The sequence below is a fragment of the Aestuariispira insulae genome, from assembly GCF_003385955.1.
Lineage (GTDB): Bacteria > Pseudomonadota > Alphaproteobacteria > UBA8366 > Aestuariispiraceae > Aestuariispira > Aestuariispira insulae.
In genome coordinates this window covers 30367-52158 of sequence record NZ_QRDW01000010.1, presented here as the reverse complement: position 1 = coordinate 52158, position 21792 = coordinate 30367, and the positions used below count along the sequence as shown (strand labels likewise).

24 protein-coding genes are annotated in these 21792 nt (G+C 55.6%); 8 read left to right on the top strand and 16 right to left on the bottom strand.

The window, feature by feature from the left end; translation table 11 throughout:
• Positions 1-93 precede the first annotated feature (93 nt).
• Positions 94-453: a Crp/Fnr family transcriptional regulator gene (locus tag DFP90_RS18330; RefSeq protein ID WP_115938093.1), complete on the top strand. Its 360-nt coding sequence runs from the start codon at positions 94-96 to the stop codon at positions 451-453.
• Positions 454-473: 20 nt separating this feature from the next.
• Here the strand turns inward: DFP90_RS18330 and scpA are convergent, their stop codons facing one another.
• Positions 474-2633, bottom strand: coding sequence for a methylmalonyl-CoA mutase (gene scpA / locus DFP90_RS18325; RefSeq protein WP_115938091.1), 2160 nt, complete (start codon positions 2631-2633; stop codon positions 474-476).
• A gap of 222 nt (positions 2634-2855) precedes the next feature.
• Here scpA and DFP90_RS18320 point away from each other — a divergent pair, with 222 nt between their 5' ends.
• Together DFP90_RS18320 and DFP90_RS18315 are read left to right on the top strand one after the other, a co-directional pair.
• Entirely contained in the window at positions 2856-3107 is a 252-nt protein-coding gene (locus DFP90_RS18320; RefSeq protein ID WP_115938089.1) for a hypothetical protein, read from the top strand.
• A gap of 29 nt (positions 3108-3136) precedes the next feature.
• The gene (locus tag DFP90_RS18315; protein ID WP_115938087.1) at positions 3137-4417 is read left to right on the top strand and encodes a GSCFA domain-containing protein; all 1281 of its coding nucleotides are present in this window, start codon (positions 3137-3139) and stop codon (positions 4415-4417) included.
• On the opposite strand, the gene DFP90_RS18310 is transcribed toward DFP90_RS18315, so the two are convergent.
• Positions 4414-5592 carry a hypothetical protein gene (locus DFP90_RS18310; protein ID WP_147301056.1) on the bottom strand — a complete coding sequence of 393 codons (1179 nt, stop codon included), beginning with the start codon at positions 5590-5592 and terminating at the stop codon, positions 4414-4416. The two genes, DFP90_RS18315 and DFP90_RS18310, sit on opposite strands and share 4 nt — an antisense overlap.
• A 5-nt stretch (positions 5593-5597) precedes the next feature.
• Positions 5598-6242: a methyltransferase domain-containing protein gene (locus DFP90_RS18305; protein ID WP_115938083.1), complete on the bottom strand. Its 645-nt coding sequence runs from the start codon at positions 6240-6242 to the stop codon at positions 5598-5600.
• Between the two features lie 220 nt (positions 6243-6462).
• Between DFP90_RS18305 and DFP90_RS18300 the strand changes: the two genes are divergently transcribed.
• On the top strand, positions 6463-7242 hold the full coding sequence (locus DFP90_RS18300) for an SDR family oxidoreductase (RefSeq protein WP_115938081.1): 780 nt from the start codon (positions 6463-6465) through the stop codon (positions 7240-7242).
• A 4-nt stretch (positions 7243-7246) separates the two neighbouring features.
• Here DFP90_RS18300 and DFP90_RS18295 read toward each other — a convergent pair whose 3' ends face one another.
• The 4 genes from DFP90_RS18295 to DFP90_RS18280 all read right to left on the bottom strand — a co-directional run bounded on the left by DFP90_RS18295 (position 7247) and on the right by DFP90_RS18280 (position 10811).
• A complete protein-coding gene (locus DFP90_RS18295) occupies positions 7247-8044 on the bottom strand; it encodes a substrate-binding periplasmic protein (RefSeq protein ID WP_147301055.1) in 798 nt (265 codons plus the stop codon).
• Between the two features lie 83 nt (positions 8045-8127).
• Entirely contained in the window at positions 8128-9186 is a 1059-nt protein-coding gene (locus DFP90_RS18290) for a glycosyltransferase family 4 protein (protein WP_115938077.1), read from the bottom strand.
• Positions 9174-9992 carry a UDP-2,3-diacylglucosamine diphosphatase gene (locus DFP90_RS18285; RefSeq protein WP_245957116.1) on the bottom strand — a complete coding sequence of 273 codons (819 nt, stop codon included), beginning with the start codon at positions 9990-9992 and terminating at the stop codon, positions 9174-9176. The genes DFP90_RS18290 and DFP90_RS18285 overlap by 13 nt, the downstream gene beginning before the upstream one ends.
• A 201-nt stretch (positions 9993-10193) precedes the next feature.
• The gene (locus DFP90_RS18280) at positions 10194-10811 is read right to left on the bottom strand and encodes a LysE family translocator (protein WP_181905443.1); all 618 of its coding nucleotides are present in this window, start codon (positions 10809-10811) and stop codon (positions 10194-10196) included.
• Positions 10812-11033: 222 nt separating this feature from the next.
• On the opposite strand from DFP90_RS18280, the gene DFP90_RS18275 reads away from it, so the two are divergent.
• Complete coding sequence (locus DFP90_RS18275; protein WP_181905442.1) at positions 11034-11591, top strand: PAS domain-containing protein; 558 nt, start codon at positions 11034-11036, stop codon at positions 11589-11591.
• Here the strand turns inward: DFP90_RS18275 and DFP90_RS18270 are convergent.
• Positions 11583-12509, bottom strand: a complete 927-nt coding sequence (locus tag DFP90_RS18270) for a bestrophin family protein (protein ID WP_115938068.1) — start codon at positions 12507-12509, stop codon at positions 11583-11585. The genes DFP90_RS18275 and DFP90_RS18270 overlap by 9 nt on opposite strands.
• A gap of 197 nt (positions 12510-12706) precedes the next feature.
• Here DFP90_RS18270 and DFP90_RS18265 point away from each other — a divergent pair, with 197 nt between their 5' ends.
• Entirely contained in the window at positions 12707-13618 is a 912-nt protein-coding gene (locus tag DFP90_RS18265) for a DMT family transporter (RefSeq protein WP_115938270.1), read from the top strand.
• Here the strand turns inward: DFP90_RS18265 and DFP90_RS18260 are convergent.
• From DFP90_RS18260 to DFP90_RS18230, 7 genes are all read right to left on the bottom strand, one after another.
• Positions 13584-13976 (bottom strand): MAPEG family protein, encoded by a 393-nt coding sequence (locus DFP90_RS18260; RefSeq protein ID WP_115938066.1) that lies wholly within the window; start codon positions 13974-13976, stop codon positions 13584-13586. The genes DFP90_RS18265 and DFP90_RS18260 overlap by 35 nt on opposite strands.
• Positions 13977-14030: 54 nt before the next feature.
• Positions 14031-14318 carry a DUF1330 domain-containing protein gene (locus DFP90_RS18255; protein ID WP_115938064.1) on the bottom strand — a complete coding sequence of 96 codons (288 nt, stop codon included), beginning with the start codon at positions 14316-14318 and terminating at the stop codon, positions 14031-14033.
• Between the two features lie 151 nt (positions 14319-14469).
• On the bottom strand, positions 14470-15063 hold the full coding sequence (locus DFP90_RS18250; protein ID WP_115938062.1) for a HupE/UreJ family protein: 594 nt from the start codon (positions 15061-15063) through the stop codon (positions 14470-14472).
• 141 nt (positions 15064-15204) lie between these two features.
• Entirely contained in the window at positions 15205-17544 is a 2340-nt protein-coding gene (locus DFP90_RS18245; RefSeq protein WP_115938060.1) for a PAS-domain containing protein, read from the bottom strand.
• A 123-nt stretch (positions 17545-17667) separates the two neighbouring features.
• Positions 17668-18639 carry an alpha/beta hydrolase gene (locus DFP90_RS18240; protein WP_115938058.1) on the bottom strand — a complete coding sequence of 324 codons (972 nt, stop codon included), beginning with the start codon at positions 18637-18639 and terminating at the stop codon, positions 17668-17670.
• Positions 18636-19079, bottom strand: a complete 444-nt coding sequence (locus tag DFP90_RS18235; protein ID WP_115938056.1) for a MarR family winged helix-turn-helix transcriptional regulator — start codon at positions 19077-19079, stop codon at positions 18636-18638. Before DFP90_RS18235 ends, DFP90_RS18240 begins: the two co-directional genes overlap by 4 nt.
• Entirely contained in the window at positions 19057-19593 is a 537-nt protein-coding gene (locus tag DFP90_RS18230) for a DUF2269 family protein (protein WP_115938054.1), read from the bottom strand. The genes DFP90_RS18235 and DFP90_RS18230 overlap by 23 nt, the downstream gene beginning before the upstream one ends.
• A 225-nt stretch (positions 19594-19818) precedes the next feature.
• On the opposite strand from DFP90_RS18230, the gene hpt reads away from it, so the two are divergent.
• Positions 19819-20340 carry a hypoxanthine phosphoribosyltransferase gene (gene hpt / locus DFP90_RS18225; protein WP_115938267.1) on the top strand — a complete coding sequence of 174 codons (522 nt, stop codon included), beginning with the start codon at positions 19819-19821 and terminating at the stop codon, positions 20338-20340.
• Positions 20341-20436: 96 nt separating this feature from the next.
• Here the strand turns inward: hpt and DFP90_RS18220 are convergent, their stop codons facing one another.
• Positions 20437-21444 (bottom strand): ABC transporter ATP-binding protein, encoded by a 1008-nt coding sequence (locus DFP90_RS18220; RefSeq protein ID WP_115938052.1) that lies wholly within the window; start codon positions 21442-21444, stop codon positions 20437-20439.
• Positions 21445-21550: 106 nt separating this feature from the next.
• On the opposite strand from DFP90_RS18220, the gene DFP90_RS18215 reads away from it, so the two are divergent.
• Positions 21551-21751 (top strand): zinc-finger domain-containing protein, encoded by a 201-nt coding sequence (locus DFP90_RS18215; protein ID WP_115938265.1) that lies wholly within the window; start codon positions 21551-21553, stop codon positions 21749-21751.
• The last annotated feature ends 41 nt before the right edge of the window (positions 21752-21792 follow it).

Below are 21792 nucleotides of genomic sequence, written 5' to 3'. Positions count from 1 at the left end.
CGGATATGAAAAATTATCCCTGTTTCACCAAAAGATACAATATTATCATATGCTAGCACAGACAGGCAGCGGCGAGACCGGAAGGCGGCATTGATGGCAAAACCTGTAATGAACCGAAAAATCATCCCGGCGAACAGCGTGATTTTTCATGAAGGCGATGTCGGCAATAAGGCCTATTTGCTGAAATCGGGCAAGGTGCGGATCACGACGACAAAGGAGGGCGAGGTGGTGTTGCTGACCACAGTTATGCCCAACCAGCTGTTTGGGGAACTGGCCCTATTGGACGGGTCCCCGCGCAGCGCGACCGCTATTGCGCTTGAACAATGCGAAGTGGTGATTGTCCGGCCCGAGGATATCGAGCGACAGCTGGATGGGGTAGATGAATTCATGCGTTACTGGGTGACTTATCTCACCCAGCGCATCAAGGATCTGTCGAAACGGGTGGAACAGTAATTCCACGACCGGCCTGGGGATTACTCGGCAGCGGCGGCTGTCCCGTCATTGATCATTGCCAATATCTCGGCGGCGGCCGCGGGGATGTTGGTCCCGGGGCCATAAATACCGGCGACGCCTGCTTGCTTCAGGTAATCATAATCCTGGGAAGGGATCACGCCGCCGCAGATTACCAGAATATCCCCGGCACCCTCTGCCTTCAGGGACTCAATCAGTTTTGGCACCAGGGTTTTATGACCGGCCACCTGGGAAGAGACCCCGATCACGTGGACATCTGCTTCAATCGCTTGTCGGGCGGCCTCTTCCGGGGTTTGGAACAAAGGCCCGATATCCACATCAAATCCGATATCGGCAAAGGCGGTGGCGATGATTTTGGCCCCGCGATCATGACCGTCCTGGCCCATTTTCACCACCAGCATGCGCGGCCGGCGGCCCTGCCTTTCGGCAAAGGCATTCACGTCGGAACAGATTTTTTCAAAACCGGCGTCCCCTTCGTAGGCGGCGGCATAAACCCCGCTGATGGACATGGTTTCTGCCCGGTGGCGGGTAAAGACTCGTTCCATGGCTTCCGACATCTCCCCAACAGTGGCACGGGCGCGCGCCGCTTTCACACATAGATCCAACAGGTTGCCCTCGCCGCTCTCGGCCGAGGCGCGCAGCGATTCCAGCGCGGCATCGCAGGCAGCCTGATCACGGGTGTCCCGGATATCGTTGAGACGCTTGATCTGGGATTCGCGCACCGCCGTGTTGTCGACTTCGAGAATCTCGATCTCATCCTCTTTTTCCAGACGGTATTTATTGACACCGACAATCACTTCTTCGCCCCGGTCAATGCGGGCCTGGCGTCGTGCGGCACTTTCTTCGATTTTCAGTTTCGGCATGCCGGCGGCCACCGCCTTGGTCATGCCGCCCATTTCCTCGACCTCATCGATCAGTTTACTGGCTTCCTCGATCAGCTGGGCTGTCAGGTTCTCCACATAATAGGATCCGGCCAGCGGGTCGACCGTGTTGGTGATGCCGGTCTCTTCCTGCAACACCAACTGTGTGTTACGGGCTATGCGGGCAGAAAAATCAGTTGGCAGGGCAACGGCCTCATCGAGAGCATTGGTATGCAGCGACTGGGTGCCGCCAAGGGCTGCCGCCATGGCTTCAACCGTAGTGCGGATCACATTGTTATAGGGATCCTGTTCGGTCAGGCTGACGCCCGAAGTTTGGCAATGGGTGCGCAGTATGAGCGAGCGCGGGTCTTTGGGGGCAAAATGTTTTTCCATCAGGGTCGCCCAGAGATAACGGGCGGCACGCAGCTTGGCCACTTCCATGAAGAAATTCATGCCAATGGCAAAGAAGAAGGAAAGCCGCGGCGCGAATTTGTCCACATCCAGCCCTTTTGCCTTGGCGGCGCGAACATATTCCAGGCCGTCGGCGATGGTGAAGGCCAGTTCCTGGACCTGGGTCGCGCCCGCTTCCTGCATGTGATAGCCGGAAATGGAAATGGAGTTGAAGCGCGGCATATGTTCGGCAGTGTAACCAATAATGTCGGATACAATCCGCATGGAAGGTTCGGGCGGATAGATATAGGTGTTCCGCACCATGAATTCCTTGAGGATGTCATTTTGGATCGTACCTGAAAGCTGGTCCGGGGTGACACCCTGTTCTTCGGCGGCGACGATATAGCCCGCCATGACCGGCAGCACTGCACCATTCATGGTCATGGAGACCGACATCTCATCCAAGGGGATGCCATCGAACAGGATCTTCATATCCTCAACGCTGTCGATGGCGACACCGGCCTTGCCCACATCGCCGACCACACGGGGATGGTCGGAATCATAACCCCGATGAGTGGCCAGATCGAAAGCAACCGACAGGCCCTTCTGGCCTGCCGCCAAATTACGCCGGTAAAAAGCATTGGAGGCTTCGGCGGTGGAGAATCCGGCATATTGCCTCACCGTCCAGGGGCGGCCTGTATACATGGTGGCGCGCGGACCACGTACGAAGGGGAAGAAACCCGGTAGGTTATTGCCGCTCAAATGGGGCAGGCCTTCCAGATCTGCCGCGGTATAGAGCGGTTTGACGGGAATGCCCTCGGGTGTTTGCCAGACCAAAGTCTCAGCATTTGCGCCGCGCAATTCCTTGGCAGCCAGATCTTGCCAATCCTGAAGGGGGTTCTTATCCGTCATCGATTCCGATCCATATTCGATACGCAGTTTTCATCCGGTTTGCCGGATACCCTGTTACGGCGCGCAGTTTATGCGCAGTCATGTCATTTGTCCATACGGTAGCGTATGGTGGAAATCTACTTGCGCTAAGATACTGACAGATTACCATATTTTAAAAAGCTATGCAGAGGCGAAGCACTGTATGATGATGGGGGATCAATCGGGAGGCGTAAAAAAACAGGTATGCAGAAACTAAAAAAAGCGATCGCGAAAGCGATCAAGGATGCGGACAGTTCCTGGTTCAACGAAAACTATTCGAAACAGGCGGACGCAGTTTTGCAGGCGATCCGGGCAAAGGGATTTGTCATTGTCGAGGCGGAAGCGACCGAGGCGCAGGTGGAAGCCGGCCGCGAGGCCCTGACCACAGGGCGTTACAAACCTTCCGAAGTGGTTTCCAAACTATACGCGGTGATGGTCGGAGCAGCCGATAAATAAAGCCCGCTTCGACTGGGCAGGAGAACCCCATGGATGGACCGGAAATGACAGAGGAATCAGTGATCATCTGGGGCGGACGGTCGGGCTGGGCCGACCGGGCCACGCAACGGGCTTTCCTGGACTGTATTTTCCGGGATGAAGGGTTTACCGGTTTGGTGCTGGAGCAGATTGAGAAAGCGGATCTCTCAATCCAGGGATCTTCTGATATCCTCGGTCTCTGCCAGCAATTTATTGACGCGCTGAAAGCCTCCGGGGATAAGGAAATGGCGACCCGCGCCCAGGCGCATGAACGATCACTACAGCTTTTCATTCAGCATTCCCAGTGGGTTACCCAGGTCTATCACAAAGGCAATAAACCAGATAGCCATGCGGTGTTTTGGCCCAATCCCGAACGCGATGGCGGAATGGACCTGCGTGACATCCTGCCGTTCGTGCATCGCCATCCGATCCTGGAAAAAGATACCCCGCTTGGCACCGCGGGCAGTTGCTTTGCCTTTGAGCTTAGCCATGCCATGCAGCGTAAAGGTTATAATTATGTGGTGACCGAACCGGTGCCCGATGGCAGTGACGGCGTTTGGGCCGATGTAGGCCGTGAAGGCGGTGAACTGGTCGATTTCTGCGCCCATTGGGGCTTGCTGTTCAATGCACCAAGCTTTGCCCAACTGGCGGAACGAGCGTTTGGCGAGCGGGATTTTGGAAAAAAGCTGATCCGGGAAGATGGGCCTGGCGGCCAGAAGTTTTTCTCAGATCCCTATCGTGAAGGGGTGTTTTTCGCCGATCCGGAAAGTTATCTGGCGGATCTGAAACGCCATATTCCTGCGGTGAGGCGGGCGCTGGAGGAATGTAAAGTGTTCACGATCACGCCGGGCCTGAACGAATGCTGGCAGTTTCTGGATGACGGCACCTATTTTTCACGCAATCCGCGGGGCTGGGCCGCCCAGGTGATGGCCAAACCCAGGGTCCTGACGGTTGAGGAAAATATCACGGCCCTGCAGCGTTTCATTGATATCGTGCGGCATCATAACCGGGATATTAAGTTCATCATCAGCCTCTCGCCCATTCCGTTCCTGGCCACCTGGCGGGCGCAAGATCATCACGTGGTCTCAGCCAACAGCCATTCCAAGGCGGTTTTGCGGGTTGCAGTGGAAGAAGTCGTCGCCCGCAACAAGGATTGTTTCTATTTCCCCAGCTATGAGTTGATCACCGCCTGTCTGGAGGCACCATGGACCGGGGATCGCCGCCATGTGACCAGGGAGGCGGTGGACCGGGTCATGGAAATGTTTAATCAGATGTTTGTTATCGGCGCTTAATCGGTCAGCCCGGCGGCTGCCAATACGGGCTCAAGTCTCTTACTCCAGCTGTGATGGTCCAGGAAATGTCCGAGGGTGTCCTCGCGTCTATCCTCAAAAGCCGGAATAGCCGCCAGCTGGTCCTGGTACCATTCACCGAGATTGCGGAAATCGTTGGGTATCATGGCAACCCCAAGGCCCTGTTCCGCCTCAGGCTCCAGATACCGGGAATGGCTGTTCAAGATGACCGTGCCCCGGTTCATGCCGTAAAAAACCCGCTCATGCGCCCCGTTCCGGTATACCGGAACCGGGTTCAGCAGGAACTTAGATTGAGCGGTAAGATCCAGGAACGTCCTAAAAAGTGTCGGCCCCAAAACCTGGATCTTATCACTGGGCAGGTGGGCACCGGCATGAATATCCCCGCAAACGGTTAAGTTAGCCTCCTGCAGGTTATGGATCATCTCCCAGCGGTATTTGCCATTCACGAAATGCTCCAGGGCCGTGTTCAGGGCGGCCCGCTGCGCCAGGGCCAGCTCAAACCCGCATTCGGTCAATTCCCCTAACAGCGCGTCATGGATCGGGTCAGACTGCATCAATACCCGTTCCGCCGCCCGATCGAGGGCACCCGCCATCATCTCGTCGCCGATGCCGTTAGCGGCCAGCCAGTCAGGGAAAGCAGGCGGGCAAAAGATATTCCCCACATAAAGAAGATCCATGGGCCGGTCCGGCAACGGCGGAGCCTTGGCCAGAATATCCGGCCCGCCATGGGGAAAGAAAAGCCGGGTTTCATAAGGCAGGTCCAAACTGTCGAGCAGTGGCGCGAAGTCCCGGTCCAGATAGAGCAATATACCGTTTTCCGACCCCTTCTTTAGATTCTCCACATGCTGCATCGGATTATCGACCAGGAAGGTGATCTGGCGGATGCCGAGATGGTCCAGCAGATGGCCGCCGTCATGGGTGGCACGCTGTGCCGGGTTGGTCTTGCCGTTGATATCAAACAGTATTCTGGGCGCGTCAAAGGCCGCCAGCTCCTTCAGCAGGAGGGTATAAAGGTCCGTTTGCATTTCGGGATGAAACAGATAATGGGTGACCCCGACCCCGGCGGTTTTCAACGCATAGGCGATGTCTTCCATCATCACATGAATAGCCGCATAGGGTGTGTGTGTCGCTTCCACCAGGCATTGCGGCATAGTCATCTGCATCACCCCCATTTGATCTGGTCGTTGGGGAGTTTTTGTTCGACCAGGCTGCTGACCGCGGGATGCAGCAGCTTGATCAGCTCAGATGCCTCCTCATCGAGCGAGAGGAAATAAACGCCGATATGATCATGGACAAAACCGGTCAGGAGGCCGGGGAAACTGGTGCAAAATTCCCCATGGGACCAATCATCCTTCACATGGCGCTGATAGGGGTTGCCTTCGAATTCTTCCTGCGGGTAATGGACGATTGGGATGGAAACCAGCACCAGGCGCGACATGGCCAGGGTCTTGTCCATCACAGCCTGGGCTTCTTCCTTGGTCATATGTTCCAGGATATCACCGAACAGGGTCAGGTCGACTTTCTTGATCTTATTGAAATCCAGGGTCCGGACATCCTCGTTATACATTTCCGGATATTTTTCATGCAGTTTGAAATCCCGGACATAGGGCTCCCATACCTCGACGCCGACCCACTCCATATCCGGCACATGATCTTTCAGCAGATCATGATAGCCGCCATGTCCGGTCCCCACGTCCATCATCCGCGTGACAAAACCGCGTTCATTCAGCTGTTTGATCATCAGGGCGGTATAGAGCTTGCCAAATTGCGAACTGACCAATTCGGAATGGGGCGCGTTTTCGCTCATGAACTTCTCCGTTCTTTCATCAGGCGGAAAACCGTTGTCGGCGGACAAATGGTTTCGGCAGCTGAGTCTAACATTCTATTCCGAGGGTAAGCCATTCATTTATCAATTGGATCAAGGATCTGATTTCGGACGGATTTATGAAACTAATTGTCGAATTTGGGAAGGTTCTTTCCATAATAGGCGCGCACCGTATAAAAAAAGAAATAGGGAGTGATCAATCATGACCAAGGACCAGCAGGCTGCGCTTAGGGTCGTGGTTTCGGCGGCGGCGGACGGTATCGGGCGGGCTATTGCGGAGGCTTTCTTGCGAAAAGGCGCACAGGTTGCGATTTTCGATCTCTCGGAGGCGGCGGTTACGGAATTCCGTAAACAGCATCCAGAGGCCCTGGCCGAGGTTGTTGATGTGACCGATGAACCGGCGGTATCCGCCTTCTTCACCCGGGTATTGGACCGGATGGGCGGCATTGACGTCTTGGTGAATAATGCCGGGATCGCAGGCCCCAGCGGTTATCTGGAAGATATGGCGCTGGCGGATTGGCGCGGTTGTCTCGAAGTTGGTGTCGATGGCATGTTCCTGTGTCTGAAATACGCATTGCCGGTGATGAAACAGGCGGGGGCAGGGGCAATCATCAATCTGGCGTCAACGGCCGGTACTTGGGGGTATCCCATGCGCACCCCTTATGCCGCGGCCAAATGGGCCGTTGTCGGATTGACAAAAAGCCTGGCCGGCGAGGTGGGTATGGATGGGATTCGGGTCAATGCGATTTGTCCGGGTGCTGTTGCCGGCGATCGGATGGATCGGGTGATTGCCGCTGAGGCAAAAGCCACCGGCCGGTCAGAGGGCACCATCAGGGATGGTTATGAATCCGCTGTCTCCATGGGGTGTTTTGTGGAAAAGGACGATATTGCCAACATGGCGCTGTTTCTGGCGGACCCGGCCAGCCGCTATGTCTCCGGCCAGATTATTGCCGTAGACGGCAATACCGAACGGGTGCGCTAGGCTGTTATTTGTTGCGGGGGGCAGGCAGGTAAAGATCCCCGAGAATGGCCTGTATCACGCCCCGTTGGAGCAGGGCATCAATGGCGCCATTCAGATCCCGCAGCAAGCTGGAGACCCGCGCACTGCGGCGGCATAAAATGGCGTCTTCAACCTGCCAAAGCGGCTTGTTCAGATCGTAAACAGGCGTTGGCAGTTTTTCTCTTTGCAGGTAACTCAATAACTCCGGGTAATAGCTCACCATCACGTCGGTCCGATCATAGACCAATAACATGCGCAGCCCCTGCATGTCGTTTTCCACCGGGAATAGCTGTGCCGGAAACGGTTTTTCCTTTCTCAGGATCGGGGAAAGCTCTGGGCCGTATCCATAGCCGCGATTATAGGCCAGGCGCAGTCCTTCAAGTTCTGAAACAGATCCGATCGGTGCCCTCCCTTCCCTGGCCACCGCATAGACCCTCACATTATTGATGGCCTTTGCCTGGATATAGTCGGTTACATCCAGCCTATCCACGGGCAGGTGCGCCAGCGCACTTGGAAATTCGCAATGCACTTCCGGTTTGGGGCCATGCATGCGTCGCCAGGCCCGTTTTGCAGGCAGGATTTCCATGGTGAGGGGAATGCCGGCCTCATCCCCGATGGCGGTGATAATCCGGCTATAGGGGCCGGATTTGTCCGCTGGCAGCAGGATTTCATTTTGATATCCCGCAATTCTGAGGCCAATGCCTGTCGCGTTGGCATTGGATGCGGCCATAAGCGGGACAAGCAACCAGCTGACAGAGAGCGCCGTGAACAAATATCTTATCAATAGAATGCTGCTTTCGGTTTATTTCCCAGCAAGCGTTATTCTATCGATGAATCGTTAACAGGCCTATAATCTGGCGTTCCTGATCAGATAGTTTCGCGGTTCATATCCCGGTCGACCAAGGTGCCATGGATCATGGCGGGGTCGAATTCATGCAGGTAGGAGCGGAAGGTTTTAGCGCAGTTTTCCCAGGACCGTTCCACGGCGAAAGCACGGCAGTCGGCTCGTTTCAATCCCAAGGCCCGGTTGACTGCGACGCCCAGCTCGTCATGCAGGCTGCCGACTTTTTCGTCTGTGACCACATCCTTCGGCCCCATAACGGGGTAGGCGGCAACGGGCACACCGCAGGCCATGGCTTCTAGCATCACCAGTCCGAATGTGTCGGTCAGGCTGGGAAAGACAAAAACATCAGCCGCGTTGTAGTAGGAAACCAGTTCTTCACCATGTTTGGCACCGACAAAAACCACATCGGGGTATTTCTTGCGCAATTCGCCGATCTGCGGGCCATCACCGACAACCACTTTGGTGCCTTCCGCTTCCAATTCCAAAAAGGCACCGATGTTTTTCTCAACGGCGATGCGACCGACCGATAACAGGACCGGCCCGTCTTTTGCGCCGGGGATCTCTGCTTTCGGGCCGGGTTTGAACAGGTCAATATCAACCCCGCGGCCCCAAAGTTTCACATTGCGGAATTTCCGGTCCTTCAGACTTTCAACCACGGTGGGGGTCGGGGCCATTACTGAACTGGAATGTCCGTGAAACCAGCGCATGGCCGGGTAAACCCAATTGGCGGGAATGCGGAACCGCGCTTCGATATATTCCGGAAACCGGGTATGGAAAGCGGTGGTATAGGGAATGTCCAGTTTGCGGCAAAACCGTCTTGCCGCAAGACCGAGAGGTCCCTCGGTGGCGATATGGATGGCACAGGGCAGGAACTGCCGCACCACTTTTTCAACATTCCGGGCGGTTACCAGGCTCAAGGGAATTTCCGGATAGGTCGGGCAGGGCATGGACCGGAAACCTTCCGGCGTCAGCATATGGACCTCGTCCCCGGCGCGGGTAAGTTCGTCCCGCATGGCCGTCAGGGTTCTAACGACACCATTGATCTGCGGATACCAGGCGTCGGTCACTATTAATATACGCACGCGATTTCGGCCTTCTTTTGTGAATCAGACTGTGTTGCCGGTTGATGGGCCCAATAAACCAGTTCAAGACGCCCGTCATAATGTTCGACCAGGGCAGAGCAGCTTTCGACCCAATCACCGTCATTGCAATAAAGGATGCCATCGATCTCGCGCATCTCCGCGTGATGGATATGGCCGCATACAACGCCGTCCACCCCTTCATGGGCGGCTGCCTTGGCGATGGCGGTCTCATATTCGGCGATAAACTGGACCGCGTTCTTCACCTTGAGTTTGAGATAGGAGGAGAGCGACCAATAAGGATAGCCCAGCTTTTCCCGGATCCGGTTCAGCCAGTTGTTCAATACCAGCAGAACCGTATAGGCACCGTCGCCCAGCAGGGCTAACCATTTGGCATACCGCACGACCACATCAAATTCATCGCCGTGCAGGATCAGCAGGCGCCGACCGGCGGCGGTCTCATGAATGGCCTTGTCGACAACCTCAACGCCACCGAAATGATGGTCGACATATTCACGGGCAAATTCATCATGATTGCCGGGCACATAGGTGACCTTGCACCCTTTGCGCACCTTGCGCAGGATCTTTTGCACAACATCGTTATGCTCTTGCGGCCAGTACCAGGATTTCTTCAAGCGCCAGCCATCGATGATATCACCGACCAGATACAGGTAGTCGCTTTCATTCTTTTTAAGAAAGTCCAATAGCTTACCGGCCTGACACCCTTTGGTACCCAAATGGATGTCAGAAATCCATATGGCGCGGTATTTGGCTGTGGCGGTATCGAGCATCATCTCCCGTCCTTTCATTCTCCGGGATAAGAGAAACGAACGGGTTGTGCCTATCATGGAAGGCATATGTATGATTGTTAAACAATTGCGACAGGCGGGATTTATCACCCGCCTGTTACGGATTTGTAACCCAATTGCAATTTATGACATAAATCGGACATATAACGAGAATTTCCGGGGGCCAAAGCACCCGCAAACCAACGGGAATATCGTCGGATATTACGGTTGGGTCAGCCCGAGTCGCACGCCCAACCCCGCCAGAATTCCGGCGGTAGCCCAGCGCATGATACGCTGCGTGCGCGCGCTCTTGCGCACGGCCTGGCCGAGCGGTGCGGCAAACCAGGCCACCAGGCAGAGCGTGACTGTTCCGGTGAAACAGAAAAGCGCGCCCAGGAACATGACCTGTAGGGCCGGGTTGGGGGCGGCTGTATCCACAAATTGCGGCAGGAATGCCAGCATGAAGAGCGCCACCTTCGGATTCAGCAGATTGACCAAAGCCGCATCCAGAAAAATGCGTTTTTTCTTCCTTACCGGACGGCCATCGGCAAAAGACAGTCCGCCGGATCCCCGCAAGGTCTGAACCGCGAGCCAGACAAGATAGGCCGCGCCGATAATCTTAAGCAGGGTGAAAGCCTCCGCAGACAGGCTCAACAGGGCGGACAGCCCCACGGTAGCGGCAGCCGTATGGCCAAGCCCGCCGACCCCGATGCCCAAGGCGGCAACCATGCCGGTTCTGCGCCCCTGGGCCAGCGCGGTGGCCAGGACAAAGATCATATCCGCGCCCGGCGTGATATTCAGCGCCAGGGATGCGATCAGGAAGGTTTCCAGTCCGGTCATCCGATCATTCCAAGCAAGGAGGCATTTGGCGCACAATATCAGCCTGGCAGGTAATGTCATCTGCTAACCGGTTGAAGACATATCGGGCGGCGAGGGCGTTCTTGGAAGGGGAAAAAGTGTTAGATAGACACGGAAATGCCGAATTCCCGCCACCGTTGATGATTTTGTTAACTTTCTATGGAATAATAGGGCAAAAGATAAATTGGGATGCGGACAGAGAAGATGGATTCTTATCGAAAGGCAAAGGCTGGTTTGCCGCATAGTCCTTTTGCGACGGTGTTGGATGTATGTGAAGACAATATTCCCTGTCCGTCGATGCAGGGGCTGTTTCGCTATTGGAATGATTTGCGTGGGAACCGGCTCATGCCTGTCTGGTCAGAGTTTGACCCAGTAGAGGTGCCGAACGTCCTGCCCGATATCCTGCTTTATGATGCGCTGAACAATGGCGACTATTTTGTCAGTGTTGTCGGCAATAGCTGCAAAAACGCGCTTCAGATCCCGGCAACCCCCAAAAGCCTGCGTGAATTTATGCCGCCTGAAAACTACGATGATGTAAAAGGCCGACTGGATTGGGTCCGGGATTGCGAAGAGCCTCATCTGGTGTCCAAAACCATGGAATGGCGGGAACAGGAGGAAGAAGCCATTCGCAAAACCGTTTACACGGTCTTATTCCTGCCTTTCATCCACGGACGGAACGATATCAGCCATAAGATCGTCAATGCGCTGCATTTCCGGCATGACGAGCAGGAAAAATCTGAGATCGGTATTTCCTCAGCATAAATGAAAATTATCCGGCGTCAGGTCTGCGGGGAGGTCCTGTTCGTCCAAAGTCTCACGCAAATTCACCTCAACTGTCCGGCTGATCGCGGAAAGCGCCAGGTCGTGGGCGGAGGTGCCGAACGGCCCTTCCAATTCCTCGCTCAGGGCATCCAGGCCAAAAAGGGTATAGGCGATGATGGCCGACACCAGCGGGGTCAGCAGTCCCAATGTGCTGGCAAGGCCGAATGGCAGCAGGAAACAATAAAGATAGGCGGTCCGGTGCAGCAACAGATTATAGGCAAAGGGAAGCGGTGTGGTATGAATGCGTTCACATGCCGCCTGGACAGAGGCCATGGAGGTCAGACGTTCTTCCATCGGACGGTAAAGCACATCGCTGATCAGGCCGCTATGAACCGCGCGCCCCAGCTCCTGGCCAATCTGTCGCAATAGTGCATCGGGCAGGTTCCGGCTGCGTTTCAGATCATCGATCATCCCATGATCCAGAAAATCCCCGATGTCGGACCAGGCATCCGTGCCGCGCAGATGATGGCGCAGGGCATGGGTGAAGGCAATGGAAAGACGGGTGATCTTCCGGGCCGCCAAACTGCCGGTTTCGCCCTTTTCCGGCATCAGGCTGTTGACCTGCCGGGCCAGTGAGCGGGTATCAATGACCAATTGCCCCCATTGTTTCCGAGCCTCCCACCATCGGTCATAACTGGCGCTGTTGCGGAAGCCGAGAAAGATCGACAGGGCCAGCCCCATCAGGGCGAAGGGCGCAGCCGTTAGCCCGGAGAAGAAGGCGGGATAATAACGATGCAGGAGGAGATCCAGGCAGCCCAGAATAAAGATGCAGATGATCTGGGGCGCAATACGCGGTACGATAGAACCCTGCATAACAAAAAACAGACGCAGGGGGCTGGGGCGGTCTCGAACGATCATGGGGCAACTCCTTGGCTCGGGGGATCAAGCCGCAAAGCGGGAGCATGCACTATCGTTTGCACGCCAAAATGATGGCTGCGACCGTCATCCGGTGGATCAAATCCAATGGTGCTTCGACCGGGATCGAAGCATTTGTCCGATGATCGGAAGTAGGAATTCGGCCAGATAATGTTGATGACAGGACGGAAATGAAAGCAATGACCGATCATAAACTGGAATATGGCCTGCTTGGGCTGCTGGCTTTGTTATGGGGGTCTTCCTACCTCTTCATTGGTTTGGCGGTTGATGAAATCCCGCCGGTCACCTTGGTGGCGGTCCGGGTGTCGGGTGCGGCCTGTTTTCTTTTGATTGTCCTCTTTCTCCGGGGGCTGCGCCTGCCCAGAGACCGCCGGGACTGGGCGCGTTTGCTGCTGCAATCCTTTTTTAACAGCATCGGGGCCTGGCTGTTGCTGGTCTGGGGCCAGCAATATGTGGACAGTGCCTTGGCCAGCGTGCTCAATTCCACTTCGCCCATCTTTGTTGTCCTGATCGGCAGCATGCTTGCGCTATCCGACCGCCCCGCCATCCGGAAAATCCTGGGCGCGGCGCTGGGATTGGCGGGGGTTGCGCTGATTGTCGGGTTCGGCGCCCTGAATGGGCTTGGTGAACAGGTTTGGGCCCAGCTGGCTATTTTGGGCGGCGCGGCGCTCTATGGCTGTGCCGCGCTCTATGGTCGGCGTCTTTCCCATTTGCCAAGCGCGGTTTCGGCGGCAGGGGTCATGATCTGGGCAACCATTGCTCTGGTCCCGGCCAGCCTGATTTTGGAACGTCCCTGGACACTTTCCCCTTCTTTGGGGGCGATGGCGGCTGCGGGTTTTCTCTCGATCGGCTGCACAGGCGTGGCATTGCTGATCTATTACCGGCTTGTCCATACGCTGGGACCCTTGGGGGTTGCCAGCCAGGCCTATCTGCGCGCTGGTGTCGGGGTGGTCCTGGGTATGCTGTTTCTTGGCGAGACCATCACCGCCGAACAGGGCATCGGCCTAGCCGCCGCCCTCATCGGGGTGATGCTGATCAACAGCCGCGGCAACTGGTTCAGATCCAAACGCGCGCCAATTGGATCAGATTGAGCAGGCTGAAGCCAAGAAGGGCGGTGAAGGTCAGGCCCATGGCAAAGATACGCAGCCGGATGACCTCCCGATCGCGGGCAATGTTGAAACCATGCAATGCGCGTCCCGCCAGGAAGGCAATCCCCAGGCCGTGAAGCGCCCAGGCGGAAACGGTCAAATGTTCGGAAAGCCCCATCAGGATTAGGATGAGGGGGCCATACTCCGCGCAATTGGCTTGGGCGCGCATGCGCCGTTTCAACAGATTGTCACCGCCGTCACCAACCCCGATCCTGGTCGCATGGCGCACTGTGATCACCCGCACCGAGAGCGCAAAGAAGATGAGGGCAAACAAACTGGCATAAAGGGCGGTGATGGTCATGAGATCCTCCGGCAATGGGTGATGGCCGGAGGCTACACTGTGGATAGAATGGGATCAAACACCTTCAACGATGACGATGTCGGCGATCCCGGCGTTTTTGCGATGGGCCTTTGCCGCCTGATATTCCTCGGAATGGTAACAATCCAGGGCATCTTGCTGGCTGTTGAATTCGATCACCACATTGCGGGGGCGGCCTTCGCCTTCCAGATGTTCATGGGTGCCGCCGCGCGCTAGGATGCGGGCATTGTATTTCTTGAATGCGTTGGGTGCGGCATCGGCATAGAGCTTATATTGATCCGGGTCTGTGACCGTGACATGGGCGATCCAATAGGCCTTGGGCATGGGTGATGTATCCCTGTAAGTTGATATTGTTCTGACTCTTTGGTCAGGTTAATCGCCATACCAGGAGCAAAGCCACAAAAATCCGTCAGCCAGTCGCCAATAAAAAAGCGGGCCAATAGGCCCGCTCTTTCAAATAATCAGGTTCGCCTGATCAGCCGAGGATCAAAGCCGCCCCGGCCAAAACGGTCAAACCGCCCAGCGCACGGCTGATCATCTGGTGAAGCGGGCTTTCGGAATTCCGGCTTGCCCGTGCATAACGGCCGATGACAATTCCGCAGCCATGCAGCAGGGCAGTGGCCAGCGCAAATCCGGCCCCATAGGCCAGGGCACCGGCAGAACCGATCTCGCCGCCATGGGCATGGCCGTGGAACAGGGCGAAGGTACCAACAATCATCATGCAGGCACCGATCGGCAGACGAATTGCCAGAGCAACCAGCAGGCCCAGGCCGACCACGGATGACAGGATGACCGGTTCAACATAAGGCAGGGCCATGCCGGTCAAGGCCAGGCCGAATCCTAAAAGCATCATGGCGACAAAGCTTGCCGGCAGCGCAACGATCGCTTTCCGGCCTTCCTGGGCGGCCCAAAGACCGACGGCTACCATGACCAGAAGATGGTCCAGGCCGAACAGCGGATGGGTGGCACCAGCCATGAAAGAACCGTGTTCCGCAGGATTGAGATGGGCATAAGCCGGAGAGGAAAGCGCCAGCAAAATGCCGCCGGCAGGCAGGAGTTTCTTGATCATCGGTTCCTCGTTTGGTCAACCAGACGCCCGCTACAACGGTCGCGCCATGAACGTTCTATTGCTGAATCAGCAGTTCCTTATATTTTGCAGATATCCCCTTGCGCGTCAAAAGAAAATCACCCCGCCGGGGCTGAAAGGTCCTTAAGGGTTATGATTTTCATCAGCCGTCTTGCGGGCCGCAGCCAGTGTCGCCTGGGCAAGGGTTTCCAACTCCCGGATCCGTTCTTCAAGAACGGCGGCCGATTGGTTCTCATCCTTCAGCATGGTTTCAATCTCCGCACAACAGCCCGACATGGCCTTGAATCCCAGGTTCAGTGACGACCCTTTGAGCGCATGGGCATGAGCCCTCAGTTTTCCCATTTCAAAATTGGCCAGATCCAGCTTGAAGGCGGAGATATTCTTTTCCGACTGGCTCTCGAACAGGGCCAGACAATCGGGAATATGGCGCAATACCTCCAGCAGGCGGCTCCGGTCCAGCAGGTTCGGGTTGCCCGCACTGGCGGGTTTGGGGGGTGGGATATCGGCTTTAATGAAGGTCGTGGCGGCCATGCCGGGTACTGGCGCATATTTTTGCAGCACCTGTGACAGGTTTTTCAGGTCCACTGGTTTGGAACAGCAGTCATTCATACCGGCCTTCAGATATTCCTCAAGGTTTGATGCCGCGATATCCGCCGTCAGCGCAATGATCGGCACCGCCCGCCGGGCAGGATCATCCAGCATTCTGATCCGGTTGGTGGCTTCGATGCCGTCCATCATCGGCATATGAATATCCATCAGAACCGCGTCAAAATCATTTTCGCGCACTGCCTGGACCGCTTCCAGGCCGTTTCCGGCCGGGGTGATGACATGGCCCTGATGCTCCAGCATCCGTTTGGCCATCTCCCGGTTGATTTCGATATCCTCCACCAGCAGCAGCCGCATGGAGGGCAAATTGGCCAATCCCTTGCCGTCAGCCTTGCGGACCGGCTGGCGTGCCTTGCGGAAACGGGCCTCGAAATGAAAACTGCTGCCTTCATGTTCTCGGCTATCTAGGCCTACAGTGCCGGACATGGCCTCAGCCAGTTTCCGGTTAATCGCCAGGCCAAGCCCGGTGCCGCCATATTCCCGGGTGGTGGAGCCATCAGCCTGGATGAAAGCATCGAACAGCTGGGCCTGCTTTTCCGGCGGGATGCCAATGCCGTTATCGATGACGGAAAATCTCAGAAGGACTTCCTTGCGGCTTTCCTCTATGCATTTCAGGCAAACCCGGATCAGCCCATCCCGGGTGAATTTGACGGCATTGGAAATGTAATTCATGACAATCTGGCGAACGCGTACCGGGTCGCCGGTGATCCAATAGTTCAGATCGTCAGGCATTTCCAATTCCAGGCGGTTGTTGTTTTCCCGCGCGGGCAGGGTCATCATGCTGACCAGTTCTTCCATCATATGGCGCAGGTCAAACGGTACTCGTTCCAGACTGAGTTGTCCGGCCTCAATCTTGGAGAGATCCAGGATGTCCCCGATCAGGCCCATCAGATGCTGGCCGGATTTCTGAATGGTTTCCACATAATGCCGTGCTTCTGCGGGCAAAGAACCTGCAATCTCTGGATTGAGCGTCAGTTCCGCATAGCCCAGTATGGCATTGAGCGGCGAGCGCAGTTCATGGCTCATATGGGCCAGGAAATCCGATTTGGCCTTGCTGCTGGCCTCCGCATCCAGCTGCGCCTGTTTTAATTGGGTGACATCGGTCCGGATTCCGACTATTTCGCCATTGTCGGTTTTGCATTCCCGGATCTGGATCCAGCGCCCGTCATCTGTTTCATATTCAACCGGTTCGTTGCTAGGATTGTTATGCCGGTCCAGCCGCTCTTTAATCCACTCCTCCGCCTCTGCTTCATCGGTGAAATCCTGATATTGGCCGCGTCGGACCCCTTCCCGGATGATGTCGGGAAAATAGGCGCCCTCAACCATCAGATCCGCAGAAGTCTGATAGATTTCGCGATAGCGTTCATTGCAGACCACAAGGCGGTCATCCGCGTCGTAAATCACAAACCCGTCCGCCAGGGCTTCTATGGCATCTTTGAGGATCCGCTCACTATGGGCCAGCGCATTGCGCTGTTCCATGACATCGGTAACGTCGCGCTCGATAGAGATGAAATGGGTAACAAAGCCGGTTTCATCCGTAACCGGTTCTTTTTCGATCCGCATCCAAAAGGCGTGCCCGTCCCGATGTTTGTTCCGGATGGTTTCGTAAGCCGCTGTGCCATCTCGAACGGCATTTGCCAGGCGTTTGATTGCTTCAGGATCCGTACCCTCGGCATTGAGAAACTCGTAAGGCGCTTTGCCGGTGATTTCATGAACCGGCCAACCGGTCAGCTTCTCATAGGCATCATTGGCCCAGAGGATCCGATCCTGCCTGTCGAGAATAATCACGGCGGTGCTGGAATGTTTCGCGACCAGCGCCAGTAGTTCCGTTGTGATTTTCCCTTTCGGTTCAGTCATTCATCCCCTCGGAAAGATAGGTCGCCTCAGATCACCTGGGGTGACAACCTAACATTCTTATCCGACAGGGTTAACAATTACCTTAAATTTTCAAGAAGATCCCGCGCTTCCGGTATCGGGATATTAGGAACCGTCTGCAAATGATGATTGGACAGTATCATCCAGGATAAAATCCGCAATATCCTGCCAAACCGGTTCAGCGTTCAGATCACGCATTAACATATGATACCCGTCTTCATATTCGCGTAAGGCCCAACTTTTGCCATTGCTCGCCGGCAGCTTGGCTAAAAACCCCTGACGGGCTTGTTCCGGGATTAATTCCTCTTTCAGGCCAAACAGGATGAGCGTTGGTTTGTCGAGCCTGGCGCCTGCATCATGGGCGTCGGTCATTAGGTTTAGCAATCCCCAGGCGGCATCGATGCGGGTACGTTTGATGATCAGGGGATCTCGCCCCAGCGCGCGGAGCATCTCAATATTGTCCGAGGGTTGGATATCAACCCGCGGGCGCACTTCCAGCCAAGGAATGGTATGGGCGAAAAACCAGAAAGGGGCCTTCATGTATAATGGCAGAACCTGTTTGCCCCAAACGGCGGGGGCGCTCAAGATTGTCCGATCCACGTCCGGCGGGTCATCGCTGGTCAGGGCGGTCAGGCAGACAGCACCGCCCATGCTTTCTCCGATCAGAACCAATGGAATACCCGGATGGCGATGGCGCAGCAGTGTGACGATTTCGGTCAAATCCCGGCGCAGGGTCTCGCTGCCCGGCCAAAGCCCTCGATTGGGGGCTTGTCCAAAGCCCCGCTGGTCATAGGCATAGGTCATGATACCCTGTGCCGCCCAGTATTTTGCCGGGGCATCATAGGCATTGGAATAGTCGTTAAATCCATGCAGGGCGAGCAGGATGGCTTTGGGCGGTGCCAACTCATTCCCCCATCGTTGGAAAGGAAGTACCGCCGCATCGGCCATCACAAAGCTCTGCGCCGCCATAGCGGGCGATTGAATCGACGGGCCAGCCGGTTCCACTCTCGGTGCGCAGGCCACGATGGAAAGAAGAAGGAGAAGGCAGCTTGTGCGCAAAAAGACTGCGCGAATCATGTATGGCCGCCGGTTTGAAGGTTTCCGATCATGCGGGTCAACAGATCCAGCAGCTGTTGTTGTTCCTGCTCCGCAAAACCGGTTACGGCCAATGCGTTGATGGCGCGCGCCGACGCGATCAGCGGGGATTGAATATCCCTGGCCTTTTCGGTCAGGAAAAACCGGCTGCTGCGCTTGTCCTGGTCGTCGCTCTCCCGCTGGACCAAACCATCCCGCTCCATACGGTTTAGTGTATTGGCCAGGGTCGGCTGTTCCACCTGAACCCTGGCAATCAACTCTTTCTGGCTCAGGCCGTCCTGTTCGAACAGCGCCAGCAGGGTCGGCATCTGTCCGGTTGATACGCCCAGGGGCTGGATCTTTCGGTCCAGCGCCCTGGCAAAAAGCCGGCCCAGATGATTGACCTGATAGCCGAAGGATTCACGTCGCGGTAATTTGCTCAACCTTTTGTTCCGGATGCTTAATAGTGGCGGTTTTTCCTATCCGTCCCGGCTTATAGCATGCAAGCGCGCAAATCGCCAAAATCATTAGCAAATTTAGTGTTCCAAACAAATCTTCCTGGGTGGTTAGAGCTGTGATTTCTTCCGCGATCTCCCCTGTGGCGGCGGCCATGCCATAGTGAAAGGCCAGTTCTTTGGCGAGTGATGTCAGGATGACCACTCCGTTCACGCTTACCAAAAAGACGAGCGCCAGCTTCATGAGGATCCATTTCTGCCTAAGTATTCTGCCTTTGGACCGAAATACCGAGAACAGCCCGCTCAGCCATAACAAGGCAAGGCCCGGCAGGGTCAGCATCTGGATAACTTGGACCAGGATCATGCGATAGGTGGCCGCAAGGCTGGTATCTCCATTTTCGAAGTAGCTGAGCGCGATTTGGCCCAGCAGAATGTGAACCGGCACGGTTCCAAAAAACAGGACCAGCCCCAGGATGTGAAATAGTTTGATGGTTTTCGGCATTTCTTTCCCCTCATTTATATAGCATGGAATGTAAATACCGGAAGGAAATCAGTATAGCAAGCTATATTGATGGGCGTGCTTGCCTTTGCTGTCGTTTTTGGCCACATTGCGCGGGCCAACGGATCGCCCGGTGAAAGAGGCGATATGCCTGCTCAAGGCTTCAACACGGCACGGGACAAGGAAATCATTTTAGATAACTGCCGGATTGAGAAGGATCGCACGAACATGACCACGGTGACCAAACTGATCGATGAAGCGGACATTCATGCCCGCGTTGAAGAGATGGCCGCTGAGATTGCCCGGGACCTGCCAAATGATGTTTTGGTGATCGGTCTTTTGAAAGGGGCGTTTGTTTTCACTGCCGATATGTATCGCGCGCTGGATAAGGCCGGTATGGAACCCCAGATCGAATTCCTGCGTCTTTCTTCCTACGGCAATTCAAAGGAGAGCAGCGGCGAGGTGCTGGTTTCCGGCAACATTCCCAGCGATGTGGAAGGTAAGCATCTTCTGGTTCTGGATGATATTCTCGATTCCGGCAGGTCGCTGGCCTTTGCCAAAAATATGTTCCTGGAGCGGGGTGCCGCCAAAGTTACAACCTGTGTTTTGCTGGATAAACCCAGCCGACGTGAAGTGGATAGCCAAGCCGACTATGTCGGTTTCAAGATCGATGATTTGTTCGTGGTCGGTTACGGGATCGACTATGCACAGAAATTCCGTCATCTGCCCTATGTCGGCACCGTGGACTGAGGTCTTTAGGTAAATCCCCGGGGCAGACCCGGGGATAACCACTCAACCCCTATAACTTGATGGTTTTGCCATTGCTGGGTTTGACCGGGCAATCCGTTATGCCGCCTGCTCGTCTCGTTTATCCACTGCGCCAGTCTTTGAAGAAGTCAGCTGCAGGAAGATATCCTCCAGGTCAGTCTCTTCCGTGGTAAGGTCCAGGATCGATAGGCTGGCGGCATTCACCGCCTGGATAATGTCGCCGGCATTGATGTTGGAGGGGCGGTAGGAAATGGTCAGCCAGGTCAGGCCGTCCATGTCGGTGCTGATCGCCGGATCCAGATGTTTCAGGGTATCGGGCACACGGTCCATACTTTCCTTGACACTGAGCTTAACCGTTTTTGCATCCAGCCGACCGAGTAAACGCTTTTTCTCATCATGGGCGACCACCTGGCCATGGTTGATGATGGCGATCCGGTCGCACAGCTCTTCCGCCTCTTCCAGATAATGGGTGGTCAGCAGGACAGTGGTGCCGCGTTTGTTCAGCTCGACGACATTTTCCCAGAGCTGCTGGCGCAGTTCGATATCGACACCGGCGGTTGGTTCATCCAGCACCAGGATCGGCGGGTTATGGACCATTGCCTTGCCGATCAGCATGCGCCGCCGCATCCCACCCGACAAGGTCCGGGCATAGGAATCCCGCTTGTCCCAAAGGCCAATGGTTTTCAATATCTCTTCGGTCTGGCGTTCCGACTTTTTCACCCCATACATGCCGGCCTGGATCTCCAGTGCCTCACGGGGGGTGAAGAAAGGATCGATGTTAAGTTCCTGCGGCACGATGCCGATGGCCGCTTTGGCATTTCGGCCATCCGTATCAATATCCATATCCCAGATTTTGACGGTGCCGGCGGTTTTGATCACCAGGCCTGCCATAATGTTAATCATGGTGGATTTCCCGGCGCCATTGGGTCCCAGCAGGCCAAACAGGCTGCCGCGCGGGATTTTGAGATCCACGTTGGAAAGGGCCACTTTGGGCTCAGCATTTCCGCTCGGTTTATATGTCTTGGACAGCCCCTCGATCTCGATGGCAAATTCAGGGTGAGAAAAATTGTCGGTCTGGGCTGACATCTATCATCCAAGCGTTTAAATAGAAGGGATCGACCCGCAGAAGAACTGCGGGCCTTGCGTTTATATAGGGCGCAAATCGCTTTAAACAATGGAAGAGTATGAGATCATGGGTGCTGAAGCCAATAACAACCCGGAAATCGTTGAGGTGGAAACGCTGAAAATTGCCTGTGATGGCGATGGCGGCGCCATGGGCCACCCGCGCGTATACCTCACCATCGATCCGGCCAAATCCAATTATGTCGAATGCCAGTATTGCGACCGCCGTTTCGTGCTGAAGGAAGGGGCCAAAATCTCAGGCCATCATTGATCCCGGCTATCATTGATCAATGCGCCCCGGTATATCCGGGG

Excerpts from the sequence above, each read along its gene's own strand:
- DFP90_RS18330 (WP_115938093.1), top strand. The coding sequence starts at position 94 with ATGGCAAAACCTGTAATGAACCGAAAAATCATCCCGGCGAACAGCGTG.
- scpA (WP_115938091.1), bottom strand. The coding sequence starts at position 2,633 with ATGACGGATAAGAACCCCCTTCAGGATTGGCAAGATCTGGCTGCCAAG.
- DFP90_RS18320 (WP_115938089.1), top strand. The coding sequence starts at position 2,856 with ATGCAGAAACTAAAAAAAGCGATCGCGAAAGCGATCAAGGATGCGGAC.
- DFP90_RS18315 (WP_115938087.1), top strand. The coding sequence starts at position 3,137 with ATGGATGGACCGGAAATGACAGAGGAATCAGTGATCATCTGGGGCGGA.
- DFP90_RS18310 (WP_147301056.1), bottom strand. The coding sequence starts at position 5,592 with ATGACTATGCCGCAATGCCTGGTGGAAGCGACACACACACCCTATGCG.
- DFP90_RS18305 (WP_115938083.1), bottom strand. The coding sequence starts at position 6,242 with ATGAGCGAAAACGCGCCCCATTCCGAATTGGTCAGTTCGCAATTTGGC.
- DFP90_RS18300 (WP_115938081.1), top strand. The coding sequence starts at position 6,463 with ATGACCAAGGACCAGCAGGCTGCGCTTAGGGTCGTGGTTTCGGCGGCG.
- DFP90_RS18285 (WP_245957116.1), bottom strand. The coding sequence starts at position 9,992 with ATGAAAGGACGGGAGATGATGCTCGATACCGCCACAGCCAAATACCGC.
- DFP90_RS18280 (WP_181905443.1), bottom strand. The coding sequence starts at position 10,811 with ATGACCGGACTGGAAACCTTCCTGATCGCATCCCTGGCGCTGAATATC.
- DFP90_RS18275 (WP_181905442.1), top strand. The coding sequence starts at position 11,034 with ATGGATTCTTATCGAAAGGCAAAGGCTGGTTTGCCGCATAGTCCTTTT.
- DFP90_RS18270 (WP_115938068.1), bottom strand. The coding sequence starts at position 12,509 with ATGATCGTTCGAGACCGCCCCAGCCCCCTGCGTCTGTTTTTTGTTATG.
- DFP90_RS18265 (WP_115938270.1), top strand. The coding sequence starts at position 12,707 with ATGACCGATCATAAACTGGAATATGGCCTGCTTGGGCTGCTGGCTTTG.
- DFP90_RS18260 (WP_115938066.1), bottom strand. The coding sequence starts at position 13,976 with ATGACCATCACCGCCCTTTATGCCAGTTTGTTTGCCCTCATCTTCTTT.
- DFP90_RS18255 (WP_115938064.1), bottom strand. The coding sequence starts at position 14,318 with ATGCCCAAGGCCTATTGGATCGCCCATGTCACGGTCACAGACCCGGAT.
- DFP90_RS18250 (WP_115938062.1), bottom strand. The coding sequence starts at position 15,063 with ATGATCAAGAAACTCCTGCCTGCCGGCGGCATTTTGCTGGCGCTTTCC.
- DFP90_RS18245 (WP_115938060.1), bottom strand. The coding sequence starts at position 17,544 with ATGACTGAACCGAAAGGGAAAATCACAACGGAACTACTGGCGCTGGTC.
- DFP90_RS18240 (WP_115938058.1), bottom strand. The coding sequence starts at position 18,639 with ATGATTCGCGCAGTCTTTTTGCGCACAAGCTGCCTTCTCCTTCTTCTT.
- DFP90_RS18230 (WP_115938054.1), bottom strand. The coding sequence starts at position 19,593 with ATGCCGAAAACCATCAAACTATTTCACATCCTGGGGCTGGTCCTGTTT.
- hpt (WP_115938267.1), top strand. The coding sequence starts at position 19,819 with ATGACCACGGTGACCAAACTGATCGATGAAGCGGACATTCATGCCCGC.
- DFP90_RS18220 (WP_115938052.1), bottom strand. The coding sequence starts at position 21,444 with ATGTCAGCCCAGACCGACAATTTTTCTCACCCTGAATTTGCCATCGAG.
- DFP90_RS18215 (WP_115938265.1), top strand. The coding sequence starts at position 21,551 with ATGGGTGCTGAAGCCAATAACAACCCGGAAATCGTTGAGGTGGAAACG.